The sequence below is a fragment of the Entomomonas moraniae genome (genome assembly GCF_003991975.1).
GTDB lineage: Bacteria > Pseudomonadota > Gammaproteobacteria > Pseudomonadales > Pseudomonadaceae > Entomomonas > Entomomonas moraniae.
This window is the reverse complement of the sequence record NZ_CP029822.1, coordinates 2,666,255-2,683,536: the sequence shown is the minus strand read 5'-3', so window position 1 is coordinate 2,683,536 and position 17,282 is coordinate 2,666,255. Positions and strand designations below refer to the sequence as shown.

Here is a 17,282-nt window from a genome sequence, read left to right as displayed (position 1 = left end):
CTTAATTTACTCAGATATCCATATATTAAACCGCTGTTGCAATGTTTCACCATGGTCTATCCAAAAATCAGGATCTAATTTATGGGCATTTTCCATGTGTTCTGGTGCTGTCGATAAGTGTTCAAGCGTCTTTTTATCTAATAATGCCGCTGTTTTTTTATTTGAAAAGCCATAACCTGCCACTTCTGAATATATCTTTTGATTTTCAGGTTGCATCGTCAGGGTTATAAAACGTTCAGCTGCTTCTTTGTTCTTTGTTCCTTTTACAATCGCAAAGCTATCCATGTCATAGAAACTATCATTCCAAACAATGCCTACTGGCTTACCTTCTTCTTGTGCATCATACACGCGGCCATTATAGGCCGAAGTCATCACTACATTACCTGAAATTAGCCATTGCATTGGTTGTGAACCAGATTCCCACCACTGAATATAAGGTTTTATTTCATCAAGCTTTTTGAATGCTCTGTCTACACCCTCAGGCGTTGCAAGTACAGTATAAATATCAGCAGGCTTCACACCATCTGCCAGCAAAGCGGCTTCTAAAGCAAGAATAGGGCTTTTTCTTAAGGCTCTTTTGCCTGGGAATTTTTTGATATCCCAAAAATCTTTCCAATCCTTAGGGGGTGTTTTAAATTGATGGGTATCATAAGCCAAAACTATCGACCAAATGAAAAACCCTGCACCACAGTCTGAAAGAGAACCATCAACATAATCACTTTCTTCATCAATTTTTAGAGTTGACCAATCAATTTGTTCAAATAAGCCTTCGCTACAGCCACGGTAAAGATCACCTGTTTCGACTTGTACCACGTCCCAAGAAACATTTTTTGTATCAACCATGGATCGTATTTTGGCCATTTCACCATTGTATTCACCCGTGAGTAATTTTATTTTTGTTTGCTCTTCAAAAGGCTTATAAAAAGCTTCGCCTTGGGCTTTAACATGTAAGCCACCATACGAAATAACTGTTAATGGTTCTGCCTGTATTTGCATAGCAGTACTTATAAGTAAAATAATAAGCAGTGTATTCTTTACCACAAAAGACCTCATAAAAGTTCCGTTATTTTAAAGGGGATTAAGTGCACACGCATCATCACTGTACCAACTGACAGGGATAGTGACACCCGCTGTCCAATGTTTTTGCATCGCAGAAATAGGAATTTTAGCCATAAATGTATTATTGTCGATAACATTCAAACGAACACGAACATGGTCACCCAAATAGATAAGTTCTTCTATCGTGCCAGTTAAACAATTATTTTTTGCTTGCGCTAAAATTACTCGCTCTGGACGAATAGATAACGAAGTTATATCGCCGATATTCATTGGAATACCCATTCGAGCAAGCACTTCAGCATCATTTTTCAGACGCACACGGCAATGGTTATTTTCAATATCAACCACCACGCCAGTCAATTCATTATTTTCACCAATAAAATGGGCAACGAAAGAGTTACAAGGGTGCTCATAAAGATTCTGAGGTGTATCCACTTGTTGAATAATTCCTTCATTAAATACAGCAATACGATCTGACATGGTCAGTGCTTCCGACTGATCATGGGTCACAAAAATAATAGTAACCCCTAGCTCTTTATGAAGGTGTCTTATTTCAAGTTGCATTTGCTCGCGTAATTGCTTATCTAATGCACCTAAAGGTTCATCCATTAAAACCAGTTGGGGTTGAAAAATAAGTGCTCTCGCTAAAGCAATTCGTTGCTGTTGGCCACCAGAAAGTTGTGCCGGATAACGAGAAGCTAAATTATCTAATTTAACAAGCGCTAACGACTGTTTTACCTTTTCAGCTATTAATGCTTTATTAATCTTTCTGACTTTTAAGGGGTAAGCTAAATTTTCAGCCACTGTCATATGAGGAAATAACGCATAATTTTGAAATACCATACCGATGTCTCTTTTATGCGGTGGTAAGGTGTGTAAAGGCTTATTTTCTAAAAAAATCTCACCTTTTGTTGGCATTTCAAAGCCTGCTAACAACATTAGACAGGTAGTTTTTCCTGAACCAGAAGGGCCAAGTAATGTTAAAAACTCTCCCTTTTCTACTTCAAGATTAAGGTTTTTTACAACTAATTGCTCACCATCGTAGGTTTTTTGAATATTACGGAAGTGTACATAAGGGTGAGAAACCACGGTCATATTATCTAACTCTTTATTTTTAACTAATGAAAGTTTAGTTAAATTACTTTATTCATTTATAATTTTTTTATTATCGCATATTCAGAAAGTGATCGTTAGAGTAAACCGCAATTAATGACCATTGTCTAGTCATAATCACTACTCTATATAATAATTATACTTATTAATTGATTTAATTGTATAAAAGTCCACTTTTTATCCGTACCATGGACTTTATTTTTAGTCTACCAAAGCAATAATACTAAGTATTATCGTTATTTTTTTGCTCTTTTAGTAAATCTCTTATTTGTGTTAATAACTCTTCTTGTGTTGGTTTTGCAGGTTCTTCAACTTTCTTCTCTTCTTCTTTATGCATGAGTTTATTCATGCCTTTAATTCCCATAAAAATGGCAAAAGCAATAATTAAGAAATCAACAATGGTTTGAATAAATTTACCATAAGCCAATACAACAGCTGGAGCACCTTCAGTGGCTGCTTTTAACGTAATGGATAAATCTGAAAAGTCTACACCACCAATTAATATACCTAAAGGAGGCATAATAATATCGCCAACAAAAGAAGATACTATTTTACCAAATGCTGCACCAATGATGATACCCACCGCCATATCCATCACATTGCCACGCATTGCAAATTTTTTAAACTCTTGCGCTAAACTCATAATAAAACTCTCTAATTAAAATTCAATTTTTAATGATGCTATAGCTTAGAATCCTTTACAATAGCATTTTAGTAAAATTCTCTATTTTATACAGAAGGGGCATATGGCTAAAGCTAAACGTTTATATGGGTGTACTGAATGTGGAGCTACTTTTCCTAAATGGTCAGGTCAATGCCCTGAGTGTGGTGCTTGGAATACAATGGTTGAAACAGTCATTGATAATTCCCCTATGTCTAGTAGCAGTAAAAGCTGGACAGGGCAAAGTGCACAAATAAAAACGTTAGCTGAAGTCAGCACTGAAGAAACACCTCGCTTTACAACCCATTCATCTGAATTAGATCGTGTATTAGGCGGTGGTTTAGTGGATGGTTCTATTGTACTTATCGGTGGTGATCCCGGTATTGGTAAATCAACTATCTTATTACAAACCTTATGTAATATTGCCAATTATCATTCCGCCCTTTATGTGACAGGTGAGGAGTCACAGCAGCAAGTAGCGATGCGTGCTCGCCGTCTTAGCTTACCCGAAGATAAGCTAAAAGTAATGACTGAAACGTGTATTGAGTCAATTATTCACACCGCCAAACAGGAAAAACCTAAAGTAATGGTGATTGACTCGATTCAAACTATTTTTACCGAACAATTACAATCTGCACCCGGTGGGGTTGCTCAAGTAAGGGAAAGTGCTGCCTTACTAACACGCTATGCTAAACAAAACGACACCGCTATTTTCTTAGTTGGTCACGTCACCAAAGAAGGGGCTTTAGCTGGCCCTCGTGTTCTAGAACACATGGTCGATACAGTGCTTTATTTCGAAGGTGAATCCGATGGTCGCTTACGCCTTTTAAGGGCTGTTAAAAACCGTTTTGGTGCAGTCAATGAACTCGGTGTATTTGCAATGACAGATAAAGGATTAAAAGAAATCTCTAATCCATCAGCCATTTTTTTAAGCCGTACTCAAGAAGCCGTACCCGGTAGTGTTGTTATGGCTACATGGGAGGGATCACGCCCCATGTTGGTTGAAGTTCAAGCACTGGTTGATACGAGCCACTTAGGAAATCCACGCCGTGTTACACTTGGCTTAGATCAAAATAGATTAGCTATGCTATTAGCTGTGTTACATCGTCACGGTGGTGTTCCTACTTACGATCAAGATGTTTTTATTAATGTGGTGGGTGGCGTTAAAGTGCTTGAAACGGCGGCTGATTTAGCGCTATTAGCGACGGTTATTTCTAGTTTACGTAATCGACCTTTATCACACGACCTATTAGTTTTTGGTGAGGTGGGATTATCAGGTGAAATCCGACCTGTTCCTAGTGGTCAAGAACGTTTAAAGGAAGCGGCAAAACATGGTTTTAAACGAGCTATTATCCCCAAAGCCAACGCACCTAAAACAGCTCCTGAAGGTTTAACTGTGGTTGCTGTTACAAGGCTCGACCAAGCTTTAGAGGCATTGTTTGAATAACTCATAGTAAATGGGCTTGTTTGGTTTCTTTACCGAGAAAAATAATTGCTATTACTGCAATCATGACAACCAAACAGAAAATAGTAAAAATGGTACTGGTGCTAAACTGATAGCTCACCATGTAACCAATCATCAAAGGGCCTAATATACCACCAATACGCCCTATTCCTGCTGCTGTTCCAGCACCTGTTGCACGTATTGTTGTAGGGTATTGCTCTGGAGTATAGGCATATAAAGCACCCCATGCACCTAAATTAAAGAAAGATAAAAACATACCTGATATAACAAGCTGTATCACCGTTTCTGCAATACCAAAAAAGTAAGCTGAAATAGCAGTCCCTAATAAATAGGTAATAAGCACAAATTTACGTCCGACTCTATCAATAAGCCAAGCGGCTGTGAAATACCCTGGTAGTTGTGCTAATGTCATTATTAATACGTATTCGAAACTTTTAACCAAATCAAATCCTTTTAATATGACAACAGAGGGTAACCACAAAAACATACCATAGTAAGAAAACACAACACAAAACCAAACAATCCCGAGCATTAATGTGGCTTTCTTGTAATCTTTACTCCACAACATTTTTAAATTATTGATGATTTTTGGCTTTATTTTTTGCGCATTATAATGAGGTGAATCGGGTAAATTAATCCGTAAGTACACAGCATAAAAGGCAGGTAATGCACTGAGTAGCATAGCAATACGCCAACCATAATCGGTGATAATAAAATAGCCGATTAATGCTGCAATAATCCAACCAAATGCCCAGAAGCTTTCAAGCAATACAATAATTTTTCCTCTTTCATGGGACTCAACACTCTCTGCAACTAGTGTAGACGCAACGGGAAGTTCTCCTCCTAGCCCTAAACCAATGAAAAAACGTAAGATCAAAAAAAGTGTTAGCCCTGTTGTTAATGCAGTTAGTCCACTGGCAATACTAAATAAAAGTAATGTAAAAATAAAAATAGCTCGTCGACCAAAACGATCTGCTAATAATCCAAATAGAAATGCCCCTACAGCCATACCAATAGAATTTATACTACCAATCCATGCAATAGTTTTTGAAGTCAGCTGCCAGTCACTTGCTAAGGCTGCTAAAACAAAAGATAAAAGGCCAACATCCATGGCATCAAATAACCAACCTAATCCTGCAATTGTAAGTAATTTTTGTTTAGTGATTATGTTTTTTATCATAAAGTCTTATAATATCTGTTTTATTTGTAAACACATGTCTATTCATACCTACTACAATATAGCGTCAATAAACCACTTAATGATTAACTCTGCTATCAAGGCTTTATTTTTATGAAATTATTAAAGTTATTATTTTATAGCTTTATATTTAATAACTTTTTTATATTATTTGCTAATGCAAGTAACGATATTAATTACTGTAATTTTTCTTTGTCATTAACCAATACTAAGAATGATATTTGCAGTAATTTACCTTTTTTAAGCCCCTTCAATGATAGCCGTACTAATTTAACGCTATTAATAGATAATGTTAACACACAAAAAGCCATTTTTAGATCACTTTCATCTCCTCAAAATAAAGCACCTTATTTACCAAACGATATTCGCAAAAATATTGCTCAAATACCCTTTGAATTTACTATCTATGATGCTTATCTTGATGAAGTAGAATATGCTAAGCAATTAAAAATCAATAAAATAAAAAAACAAATAGATGAAAAAACAAAACATCTTATCTTGGATGTCATGAAGAATGACTCTCTATTAGATAATAATGATTTTTTATCTTCTCCTGCATTACCTTTTATTGAGCAAATTTCTAAAACTTATGGGCTAAATGAGCAAGAGCGTAAAGATCTCTTTTCTGCTCGTTATCTCTTATTTGATAACCCAACAGCCGATATAAGTTCTTTCATCAATAACAGCAAAAGCTTTACAGCACAATATTTTGTTAACTATCTACAAGGTATCAGTCATTTTTACAAAAAGGACTATGATAAAGCACTCAAGTATTTTACTGACGCCAGTACTGCATCTCAGCCATGGGTTAAAGAAGCGTCACTTTACATGATAGCAAGAACTTTATTAAATAAAGGCCAAAACGGTGCTTTTAATCATTGGTATGAAATAGATTTTAAAAAAATTAATAAAAAAATAATGACTCAAAGTTACTATGCATTTAATCACTATTTAAAAAAATACCCAACAGGTAAATATACCTATTCAGCCTATGCTTTATTACGAAGAATTTACTGGTTAAATAGTAACCAATTTGCATTGGCTAAGAGTTATGAAACTTTATTAAGTAAAAACAACCCATCAAATAGCTATGCTGACTTAATACTAGAAATTGATAATAAAATTTTCTTTAATAACCAATTTAAACTATCTTATTCTTTATCTAAAACACCTAAATTACTGGCTGTTTATGATTTACTTAAAATGAGGTCAAATCAACTTAGTAAAGAAGATTTAGATAGCCAAGAGAAATTCTTCAAAAAATATCCTAAGCTTTTTACTTTTTTACAAGCCACTTACTTTACTTATAACGAACCCAACCCTGATAAAGTTTTACTATTATCTAACCAACTAGAAGACAGACATGATCTTAATGATTCTACTCTATTCAGTCTCCAAGTATTGCGTGCTCTAGCTTTAGAAAATACAGGACAATGGCTAGCAGCTGAAAATTTATGGGAGCACTTAAATAGTACTGTAAGCTCTCCTTATCAATTATCGTTGGTTGAATTAGGGCTTGCTTTAAACTATGAAAAAACCAACCGAATAATCGCTGCTTTTAATACAAACTCTCCTATTAAAACAGCACAATTACGTTATATTTTATTGAGGAAAAGTGCAAGTAGAGAACAACTTAAGCAATTATTATTAAATAATGCATTAAGTAGCACTGAAAAGTCTTCTATTATTTATTTGATTCTTTATAAAGATTTGTTATCACAACATTATGATGATTTCTTAGAAGACACCGCCTTACTAACAAATAATCAATTAGACACGACACCACTAGAAAACATTTCACTTTATGGAAAAGCTTATTTAACCTTATTTTCAGAATCTATTCCTAGTCATCCAGACTATTCTTGCCCATCACCCATCATTTTGGCCAATATACTAAAGTTAAACCCTAAAGAAGCCAGATCACTTAATTGTTTAGGTGAATTTAGTCAGTTTTATAAATTACCCTACACCCGTTATATGCTTCCCTCACCGAAGGATATTGGAGAATTAGGTAGTAATAATCCAACAACATTTGGACAATACCTTTATTCCCCTCTGAAAGGTTACCAATTCGTTATTGATGATAAAAATGCTTCAGAAGAAGATAAAGCATATGCACTCTACAAGGCTATCCGTTGCTTTTCAGGGTCTGGCTATAATCGATGTGATAAACAGATAATACCACAGGCTAAAAGAAGAGAATGGTTTCAACAACTGCACACAAAATATGCAAAAACAACATGGGCAAAACAACAACCCATCTATTGGTAACTCTTTTTATCGGCTACTTATTAATAAACACTCATTGTTTTGCTCAATTAGATGTCACTCACTACAACGAATTTTGGCTATGGAGTGGAGTTAAAGCACAGCCTGTATTAGAGAAAGCCTCTACCATTTACCTACTCAAAGGACAAATAGTTACTAATTACAATAATAATATCCATTTAATAAATCAAAGAAACTTTATTACACCCCATTTTAATCAACACATTTGGTTAGTTTATAGGGCTCATACCCTAAATTGGGATCAATCTATATTTACCGCTATCAATAGAGAATTGAAACATTGGCAGGTTAATAATATTCCAATTAAAGGCATACAAATTGATTTTGATGTGCCCACCCAAAAGTTGTCTGATTACATTACCTTTTTAGAAAAGATTCGAACATGGTTACCCAAAAACTATCAACTCAGTATTACTGGTTTATTAGACTGGGGGAGTAACAGTGATCCCATTATTATTAATCAACTTTCCAACACAGTTGATGAAATTATTTTCCAAACCTATCAAGGAAAAGAAACGATTCAAGATTATCAAGTCTATTTAAAGAAACTAGAAGCAATCAAACTCCCTTTTAAAATAGGTATTATCCAGTATGGCGATTGGCAACCTTTGCTTTCTTTAGAAAAAAATCCTTATTTCAAAGGCTATGTCGTTTTTTTACAAAATAAACTTTAATCTATTTGATAAGTAGCTAAAATTCTATAAGATCCAGGCTCTGCATCGTTAAATAATCCATTATCTAATGCTGCTTTTGCTTCATTAAAGGTATCAAATAAACAATATTTATTAACCTTAATCGTTGCAGCTAGTTCATTACATGAAAGGGGCGAACATTCTGGAGGTAGATATCCCATTGAAAAAATAACAACATCAAAACCTTTTAATATTTTATGCGCTGGAATAACAACATCTGGAGCTTGAAGATAATCATTATTATCTAGCACTAGTGGGATCCATGTATTATTACTATCATCAAACGATAATTCATAGACTTCATAATAAAATAACCAACATGATGATAGATCTATCCCTTCATTTTTCGCAATTTCTTGCATGATAGAAGGTTTATTAAATATACAATAGGCATTATGTTGCCAATAATTTGTATAATCTTGAAAAAAGGCAGACATGCAACTGAATGCTGAAAAAATATATTCAACAGCATTATCAATATTTAAATCTTCAGGTTTCTTGGTTATTTTTTTATAAAGATAGCCTGCTGGAATAAACTCTTTCTTTTCAATTAACTGATCATTGACTATATGTTCGGCTCTTATTAAATCCATTTTCAAGTACCTCTATATACTTATAAACTTCTCCATTAGGGTGATAGATATATTGTCCGTCCTCTTTGGCTTCTTTAACTACCTCAGAACTAATATCAAAACCTAATATCTCAGGTATTACATAATGGTTATTAATTGTGTTAAATAGACCTTCTTTAGTTCTATATTTATCAATTAATTTTTCCATATCCAGCTTGTTTTTATTTTGAAAAATAATAATAGGAATATTGTATTGTTCTATAACATCACCAAAAACTAAACCATGACCTCTGTTAACAAGGTCACCATGATCAGGAAAATAATAAACTATTGTATTTTCATTTTGTTCTTTAACAAGCTTTATTACTTTATCCAACATACGATCTGTATGATGAATGGATCTATCATAGTCTGTCGCTTCTTTAGTAGTAACTAAATGCTTATCTTTTTCATCAGAACGTATGCTATAAGGAATATGACTACCAAGCATATGAAGAATAAAAAATTGTTTTTCACCTTTTTTATATTCATTTGCTAAAACTTTGGGTATTGATAAATCATCTTTATCTTTTAGAATATCATTGTTTCTATTATTGAAATACCTATCACTGCTTTGTTCTATAGAAGCAACATACCCTGTATAAGGCCCACTCTCATAAGTACTCGAAATCCAAACAGTTTTATAACCTGCTGCTCTCGCCATGTCCATGGTATTTTTATATTTGAAAAAACGACTATTATCTAAAGGTACTGCATAAGATAGTATAAATCTTAATGAATCCCTAGTTAGTGCTGCTCCTGAAATTATATTATCTAATTTTATAATTTCTTTATTAGCATAATATTGTTCAAGTCTGGGTGTTGTTTTATAAGGATAACCATAGAGTGAATAATGACTATTAGTAGAGCTCTCTCCTATAATAATAATCACTTTTAGTGGTGAGTTTTTTACTTTATTAAACACAACACCTTCTGGTAGAGCCTCATGATTCATTAATTTTTTAGCCTGCCAAAGTTCATAAAACTCAGAACCTATATAAAAAGCATCACCTAATAAAGCAGGATAATATTGATGATAAAATAACTTCTGAAAATATAATTTTTTACTACCATAATCATTCTCTGTATAACCACCCCACTCAACTAAATAAGCCTTATATACCTCTAATTTGTAATAAATACTAGTAATAGTGATTAAGGCTACACAAAATAATAATGTAAAATATTTCTTATAATTAAGCTTTCTTATTTCTACTAGAGACATTATAAATAGAAAGCTAAAAGCTAATAGGAAAGGAATAGATTTTATTAAAAAAGGTTGACTCGTCCCTGATGCAATAGACAAATCTGTATCAATACTAGCGCTTAATACTGTTACACTAACTCTTTCGCCTGTAACAACAAAAAATGTCAATTCTAGTGAGATGAGTACACTGATGATAAATGCTAAAATAAAATTAATAATAAATAATCGAGCAATAGTAAAAATAAATAAAAAAATAACTAAATAGTTAGAAATAATACTTAGAGTATCTTTACTCCCCATATAATTTATTGTGAATATTAATGCTATAAATGTTAATAGATTCCACTTTATAGCATTAATCTTTAACCACAATTTTTTATTTATTAAAAATGACATAATCCATCCTAAAAAGTGAAGCCATTCACTTTATTATTTACCTATACAAAAACTAGAAAATATTTTTCCTAATAAATCATCTGAAGTAAATTCGCCAGTTATATTTCCTAAATGCTGTTGTGCTTGCCTTAAATCTTCGGCAAGTAATTCACCTGCTCCTTGCTCTGTCAGTTGTTTATAACCATGCTCAATCGCTGTTTTAGCCTCTTGTAAAGCTTGTAAGTGTCTACGTCTTGCACTAAAACTACTTTCTGTGGTTTGTTGATAACCCATGCAAGATTTTAGATGATTTCTTAGCAAATCTATTCCATTATTTACTTTTGCACTTAAATAGATTGTTGTATGACCGTCTTGATTAGTATTTAAAGTAATTTGTTTACCACTTAAATCTGCCTTATTGCAAATAACAGTTACTTTTTCCATGGACGGCTTTGCATTCAGAAATTTTGGCCAAATACTTAGTGGATCATTAACTTCTGGCTTTGTTGAGTCAACCACTAGTAATATTTGATCTGCTCCGTTAATAGCAGTTAACGCTCGCTCTACACCTATTTTTTCTACAGGATCATGAGTATCTCTTAATCCCGCTGTATCAATAACATGCAGTGGCATACCATCTATTTGAATATGTTCTTTAAGAATATCTCTGGTTGTTCCTTCAATATCCGTTACAATGGCAGCCTCATGGCCTGCTAATGCATTTAACAGGCTTGATTTCCCCGCATTAGGTAAACCTGCTATGACAACATTCATACCATCACGTAACAATGTACCTAGTGAAGCTTCTTTTTCTATTTTTTTTAGCTGTTGTAATAATTGTTCCGTTTTGTTTAATACATGCCCATCTGAAAGAAAATCAATTTCCTCTTCTGGGAAATCAATAGCTGCTTCAACATAGATACGCAAAGCTATAAGGCTTTCTGTTAAGAAATTAATTTTATTGGAAAACTCTCCTTGCAAAGATTTAATTGCATTTTGTGCCGCTTGTTTTGAACTGGCATCAATTAAATCTGCAATAGCTTCTGCTTGAGCCAAATCTAATTTATCATTTAAAAATGCACGTTCACTAAATTCACCAGGATTTGCTTGCCTTGCTCCCATTTCTAAACAAGCTTCTAACAATAAATCTAAAACAATAGGGCCACCATGACCTTGTAACTCTAATACATCTTCACCCGTAAATGAATTAGGCGCTGCAAAGTAAAGTAAAATACCTTGATCTATTACTTGATCTTGTTTGTTATACCAAGGACCGTAGTGAGCATATCTAGGCGTTAAGTCTGCCTTTTTAGATAATTTTAGACCTATTTCCTTAGCTAATGAGCCTGATATTCTAATAATACCTACACTTCCTCTACCTTGTGCAGTAGCTATGGCTACAATAGTATCTTTTTTATATATCATTTATTTAATAGTTCCTAATTTTTAATTTAGTTACTTTTGCGATAAAGTGCTAAAAATATAGCTAAACTTAACATGATCAGCGCACAAGCTTGATTCATTCGCTTCAATCCATTATTAGCTAATAATCTTGCTGCATGAAATCCACCCAAAGCATAGCAAGTCATAATAACCATATTAATAATAACTGTTATAATTGCTAAAACCATGTATTGTGGTACTTGTGGAACTGATATATTAATAAATTGTGGAAAAAAAGCTGAATAAAATAATAATGCTTTAGGATTAAAAATAGCTACAAACAAAGCTCTAGAAAACGCTTTTTTCACTTGTTTATCAGCCACTACTGTTATTTTTTTTAGCTGATTATTAGATAACCAAAGCTGTATTGATAAAAAAATTAAATAACCAACACCTAACCATTTAACTAAATTAAATAGCATCTCAGATGCCATTAAAAGTGTTCCCAAACCTAAAAATACTATCGTCATTAAGACTAGATCAGCCATTACAGCGCCAAGAATACCTGCCATCACTATTTTTTTATTACGAGTAGTCCCATTGGTTAATGCTAATAACATTGTTGGACCTGGAATAATAATGACAGAAAAACTTGCTATAGCATAAATAAATAAAATGGATAAAGTCACATTATTTGTCCACTGGATAGTTTTTTCAGTTAAAATTTTAAATAAAATTTCCTAGTTTAACCATTATAAAAAACGCCTCTTATGAGGCGTTTTTTACTTATTTTACTTTTTCTTTCCTGCTTCAATTTGTCGAGTAATAACCCATTGTTGCAGTATTGATAAGATGTTGTTAACGATCCAATAAAGAACCAAACCAGCAGGGAACCATATAAAGAAGAAAGTAAACATTATTGGCATAATTTTAAATACTTTTGCTTGTATAGGATCTGGAGGTGTTGGATTTAAACGCTGTTGCAAGAACATTGTAGCACCCATAATAATAGGTAATATCAAGTATGGATCACTCACTGATAAATCATGAATCCAACCTAACCAAGGGGCTTGACGTATTTCAACACTTTCTAATAATACCCAGTATAAAGCGATAAATACTGGCATTTGAATAATAATAGGTAAACAGCCACTTAAAGGATTGAGCTTTTCTTCTTTATAAAGTTTCATCATGGCTTCTGACATTTTTGCTCTGTCATCACCATAACGCTCTTTTATTGCTTGCATTTTCGGTGAAGCTGCACGCATTCTTGCCATTGATTTATAACTTGTGGCAGAAAGAGGGAAAAAGATCAGTTTAATAATAATCGTCAATATAATAATTGACCATCCCCAATTACCAACAAATGAATGAATAATTTGTAGTAACCAGAAAATTGGCTTTCCAATGACACTAAGAATACCGTAGTCAATAGTTAAATCTAAACCAGGCGATAGTTCTTTTAGACTATCTTGTAATTTTGGTCCTGCATAAAGTGTGAAATCTTCTTTTACTTCACCACCCACTTTTGCTGTCATTAGTGGTGTTGTAAAGCTAATAATATAATTACCTTGTTGATTTTTATAAGTTTTAACAATATGGTTTTGGCCTTTTTCACCAATCCATGCTGTTACGAAATAATGTTGTAACCATGCAATCCAACCACCTTGAACTGTAGCAGAGGGTATTGGTAGATAATTAAGATTTTCTTCTGCTTTTTTCTGATTAGCTTCATTCATGATGCTATCAACATTTTTTGTTGATACTCTAGTATAAGGCTTATCTGGTGTCCAATAAGCCATACCTAAAAAGGTTGTCATACTCGTAGCAGTAGTTGAAGAAGGGTCAGCAGCATTATTACGTGTTAAAGAGGCTAAAAAATAACCTTTCCACTCTTTATCACTGTTATTAATAATTTGATAATCTACTTTTACTTCATAAGATTTTGGATTAACACAAGAAACCCTATCTTTTTTCTTATCAGCACAAGCTTTATCCATTCCACGCATAAATGTATAAGTTTTTAAATAACTTATACCATTATTGCTATAAGTTAAGTTAACTTTTAACTCATTTTCATTATTGGCTAATTGGTAATTAGTTTGTACACTTTTATAAAGCGGAATGTCATTAGCTTCTGTTGTAGAAAATACCCGTGTATCCGCTGAATAAATGACATTACCAGAATCACTAAATAATCTAAAAGGTACTTTCGAATTTAATGTTTTTGGATATTGTATTAAATCTAACTGAACAATATTTCCGCCTTTTGGATTTATTTTTACTTTTAATACATCAGTTTCTACACTAATTAATTTTTCATCATTAACTTGAGTTGTTGTAGGCTGATTAGCGGTGGATACATGGTTATCATTAGTATTTTGTCCAATATCTGGAGCAGGTTGATGAATACCTTGATCTAAAGTATTTTCATTTTGTTGTTGCTGAACTGTAGCAACTTGTTCTGTCTCTTCAGGAACTTTATGATAATCATCATTCCATTGTAATAACATTAAATAGCCTACAATGGCTAATGCAACTAATATAAGAGGACGTTGAATATCCATGGTTATTTAATCTTCGATGAATGTTTAGAAATAGTTTTAGGAGGAACTGGGTCGTATCCACCCGGATTCCAAGGATGGCAACGAAGCAAACGACGTATACCTAAATAGATACCTCGAAAAAAACCATATTGTTCTATTGCTTCGTAAGTATAGCTTGAGCAACTAGGATAAAAACGGCAATGATTTGCCATTAAAGGACTAATAGCATATTGGTAAAACTTTATCATCAGTAATGCTATTTTTCGCATACTAGTTGCCATATTTATTAAGAGGATTCATAAACAAAATTTTTTCCAAAATTTCATAAATTGTTTTTGCAATTCATCATTTGGAACTTCGTCAAACCCTCTACGAGCTATAACAACAACATCATAATTAGAAATTAGATGTTGGTTAAGACGAAATAATTCTCGTATTTGTCTTTTTAGTCGATTTCGCTGTACTGCTAATTTTACGTTTTTTTTGCCTATAACTAGACCTAAACGTGAATGATTAAAATCATTTTTACAAGCTAATAACAATACATAACTGGTTGATAATTTTTTATCTGGCAAGTCAAAAACACGCTTAAATTGATGTGCTTCAAGTAAACGCTTTTGTTTTGAAAAATCTAAACCTACCACAATAATAATTAAACAGCTAAACGTTTACGACCCTTAGCGCGACGACGTGAAAGAACTTGACGACCATTTTTTGTAGCCATACGAGCACGGAAACCGTGTACACGAACACGTTTTAAATTACTAGGTTGGAAAGTACGTTTCATATTTATTACCTTGAATTAATAAAAAGATTAATTTTTAAAAAATAGCCCCCAATTTTATGTGAAGCTGTTAAGAAGGTCAATTAATAAATAATTTTTATATTTTTATTAAATAGTAGTATTAATTAATTTATATATTTTAAAAGATTAATTTTGTTATTATTATATAACTAACGTATTTCTGTGGATAACCTCTATATGTGTCTATATTGTAAAGCTTCTACAAATTTATAAAGCAGTTAATAAGTTCTTTTTAATTTGTGGAATTGATGTCATTTTATTGTGTATAAAAAGTTGTTTTATTCACAGTCTAGTTATTCAGTATTTTATTTACAGGGTTATTTAGTTGTTTTAAAGTTATTTATCCACAGATTGTATTATCAATATTTATGTTATAATTTATTGAAAGGTAATTTTCATAAAATCAATAATATATGTTAAATATATTTAGGATGTGTTGTGTTATTAGAACTTTGGCAACAGTGTATAAATATTTTAGGTGATGAATTACCAAGTCAACAATTTAATACTTGGATTAGGCCTCTACAAGTTGATGTTAATAATGAAAGTGAGTTGATTATTTATGCACCTAATCGATTCGTATTAGATTGGGTAAATGAAAAGTACTTTGATCGATTACAGCAATTAATTGCTGAGAGGTCCACAGATACACCTCCACTATTAACCTTGGTAATAGGTAGTAAAGCTATTATAAATAAGGTTAAATCAAGCCCAGATAATAATAAAGAAAAAATTGCTGTTGATAATAAAGTTGCTGAAACTACATTAAAAGTTGAAGAACCTGAAGAACTTACAAAATTACGTTATTCAAATTATTTAAATAAAAGTTTCACTTTTGATAACTTTGTTGAAGGCAAATCTAATCAAATGGCCAGAGCTGCTGCTTGGCAAGTAGCTGATAATATGAAACATGGCTATAATCCCTTATTTTTGTATGGTGGTGTAGGCTTAGGAAAAACACATTTGATGCATGCTGTTGGCAATTATATGTTATCAAAAAATCCAGAAGCAAAAATTATATATTTGCATTCAGAGCGATTTGTTGCTGATATGGTTAAAGCATTACAAATGAATGCAATTAATGAATTTAAAAAGTTTTATCGCTCTGTTGATGCTTTATTAATTGATGATATTCAATTTTTTGCTAATAAAGAACGTTCTCAAGAAGAGTTCTTTCATACATTTAATGCCCTTTTAGAAGGGGGACAGCGTATTATTCTAACCAGTGATCGTTATCCAAAAGAAATTGATGGTTTGGAAGAACGTTTAAAATCTCGTTTTGGTTGGGGATTAACAGTTGCTATTGAACCACCTGAGTTAGAAACTAGGGTTGCCATTTTAATGAAGAAGGCAGAGCAGGCTAAAATTTTATTAAATCAACAAGACGCTTTTTTTATTGCTCAGCGAATTAGATCAAATGTTAGAGAGCTAGAAGGGTCTTTAAAAAGAGTCATGGCACATGCTCAATTTACAGGAAAGCCTATTACTATTGAGCTAATAAAGGAAGCATTAAAGGATCTGTTTGCTTTACAAGATAAACTGATTAGTATTGATAATATTCAACGTACAGTTGCAGAATATTATAAAATAAAAATATCTGATTTATTATCTAAACGACGTTCAAGATCAGTGGCAAGACCAAGGCAAGTGGCTATGGCATTAGCTAAAGAGTTAACTAATCATAGTTTACCTGAAATAGGAAATACATTTGGGGGTAAAGACCATACCACAGTATTACATGCCTGTCGAAAAATTGAAGAATTAAAAAAGACAGATGTTGATATATTAGAAGATTACAAAAATTTACTTAGAACATTAACCACGTAATTAGAATGATATGGCTTGCGTGAATGGTTAATAAAAGGCAAAATTAGCAAG

At 32.7% G+C, this 17,282-nt stretch carries 16 protein-coding genes; 4 read left to right on the top strand and 12 right to left on the bottom strand.

Annotated elements, in window-relative coordinates; genetic code table 11:
• Positions 1-6 precede the first annotated feature (6 nt).
• The 3 genes from DM558_RS12425 to mscL all read right to left on the bottom strand — a co-directional run bounded on the left by DM558_RS12425 (position 7) and on the right by mscL (position 2,815).
• Positions 7-1,053, bottom strand: coding sequence for an ABC transporter substrate-binding protein (locus DM558_RS12425; RefSeq protein ID WP_228411747.1), 1,047 nt, complete (start codon positions 1,051-1,053; stop codon positions 7-9).
• 15 nt (positions 1,054-1,068) lie between these two features.
• On the bottom strand, positions 1,069-2,154 hold the full coding sequence (locus DM558_RS12420; protein WP_127164292.1) for an ABC transporter ATP-binding protein: 1,086 nt from the start codon (positions 2,152-2,154) through the stop codon (positions 1,069-1,071).
• A gap of 241 nt (positions 2,155-2,395) precedes the next feature.
• On the bottom strand, positions 2,396-2,815 hold the full coding sequence (gene mscL / locus DM558_RS12415; RefSeq protein WP_127164291.1) for a large-conductance mechanosensitive channel protein MscL: 420 nt from the start codon (positions 2,813-2,815) through the stop codon (positions 2,396-2,398).
• A gap of 103 nt (positions 2,816-2,918) precedes the next feature.
• On the opposite strand from mscL, the gene radA reads away from it, so the two are divergent.
• On the top strand, positions 2,919-4,280 hold the full coding sequence (radA, locus tag DM558_RS12410) for a DNA repair protein RadA (RefSeq protein ID WP_127164290.1): 1,362 nt from the start codon (positions 2,919-2,921) through the stop codon (positions 4,278-4,280).
• Position 4,281: 1 nt separating this feature from the next.
• Here radA and DM558_RS12405 read toward each other — a convergent pair whose 3' ends face one another.
• The gene (locus tag DM558_RS12405) at positions 4,282-5,478 is read right to left on the bottom strand and encodes an MFS transporter (RefSeq protein WP_127164289.1); all 1,197 of its coding nucleotides are present in this window, start codon (positions 5,476-5,478) and stop codon (positions 4,282-4,284) included.
• A 111-nt stretch (positions 5,479-5,589) separates the two neighbouring features.
• Here DM558_RS12405 and DM558_RS12400 point away from each other — a divergent pair, with 111 nt between their 5' ends.
• Positions 5,590-7,767, top strand: coding sequence for a tetratricopeptide repeat protein (locus DM558_RS12400; RefSeq protein WP_127164288.1), 2,178 nt, complete (start codon positions 5,590-5,592; stop codon positions 7,765-7,767).
• Positions 7,737-8,459, top strand: coding sequence for a DUF3142 domain-containing protein (locus DM558_RS12395; RefSeq protein ID WP_164731460.1), 723 nt, complete (start codon positions 7,737-7,739; stop codon positions 8,457-8,459). The genes DM558_RS12400 and DM558_RS12395 overlap by 31 nt, the downstream gene beginning before the upstream one ends.
• Here DM558_RS12395 and DM558_RS12390 read toward each other — a convergent pair.
• From DM558_RS12390 to rpmH, 8 genes are all read right to left on the bottom strand, one after another.
• Positions 8,456-9,070 carry a hypothetical protein gene (locus DM558_RS12390; RefSeq protein ID WP_127164286.1) on the bottom strand — a complete coding sequence of 205 codons (615 nt, stop codon included), beginning with the start codon at positions 9,068-9,070 and terminating at the stop codon, positions 8,456-8,458. The two genes, DM558_RS12395 and DM558_RS12390, sit on opposite strands and share 4 nt — an antisense overlap.
• On the bottom strand, positions 9,036-10,691 hold the full coding sequence (locus DM558_RS12385) for a phosphoethanolamine transferase (RefSeq protein WP_127164285.1): 1,656 nt from the start codon (positions 10,689-10,691) through the stop codon (positions 9,036-9,038). The genes DM558_RS12390 and DM558_RS12385 overlap by 35 nt, the downstream gene beginning before the upstream one ends.
• A 33-nt stretch (positions 10,692-10,724) precedes the next feature.
• On the bottom strand, positions 10,725-12,095 hold the full coding sequence (mnmE, locus tag DM558_RS12380; RefSeq protein ID WP_127164284.1) for a tRNA uridine-5-carboxymethylaminomethyl(34) synthesis GTPase MnmE: 1,371 nt from the start codon (positions 12,093-12,095) through the stop codon (positions 10,725-10,727).
• Positions 12,096-12,121: 26 nt separating this feature from the next.
• Positions 12,122-12,742: a LysE family translocator gene (locus tag DM558_RS12375; RefSeq protein WP_127164283.1), complete on the bottom strand. Its 621-nt coding sequence runs from the start codon at positions 12,740-12,742 to the stop codon at positions 12,122-12,124.
• Between the two features lie 102 nt (positions 12,743-12,844).
• Positions 12,845-14,620 carry a membrane protein insertase YidC gene (gene yidC / locus DM558_RS12370; RefSeq protein ID WP_127164282.1) on the bottom strand — a complete coding sequence of 592 codons (1,776 nt, stop codon included), beginning with the start codon at positions 14,618-14,620 and terminating at the stop codon, positions 12,845-12,847.
• Positions 14,621-14,622: 2 nt separating this feature from the next.
• Positions 14,623-14,868 (bottom strand): membrane protein insertion efficiency factor YidD, encoded by a 246-nt coding sequence (gene yidD, locus DM558_RS12365; RefSeq protein ID WP_109704254.1) that lies wholly within the window; start codon positions 14,866-14,868, stop codon positions 14,623-14,625.
• 27 nt (positions 14,869-14,895) lie between these two features.
• The gene (gene rnpA, locus DM558_RS12360; protein WP_109704255.1) at positions 14,896-15,243 is read right to left on the bottom strand and encodes a ribonuclease P protein component; all 348 of its coding nucleotides are present in this window, start codon (positions 15,241-15,243) and stop codon (positions 14,896-14,898) included.
• An 8-nt stretch (positions 15,244-15,251) separates the two neighbouring features.
• Complete coding sequence (rpmH, locus tag DM558_RS12355) at positions 15,252-15,386, bottom strand: 50S ribosomal protein L34 (protein ID WP_109704256.1); 135 nt, start codon at positions 15,384-15,386, stop codon at positions 15,252-15,254.
• A 456-nt stretch (positions 15,387-15,842) separates the two neighbouring features.
• Here rpmH and dnaA point away from each other — a divergent pair, with 456 nt between their 5' ends.
• Entirely contained in the window at positions 15,843-17,231 is a 1,389-nt protein-coding gene (gene dnaA / locus DM558_RS12350) for a chromosomal replication initiator protein DnaA (RefSeq protein ID WP_127164281.1), read from the top strand.
• Positions 17,232-17,282 lie beyond the last annotated feature (51 nt).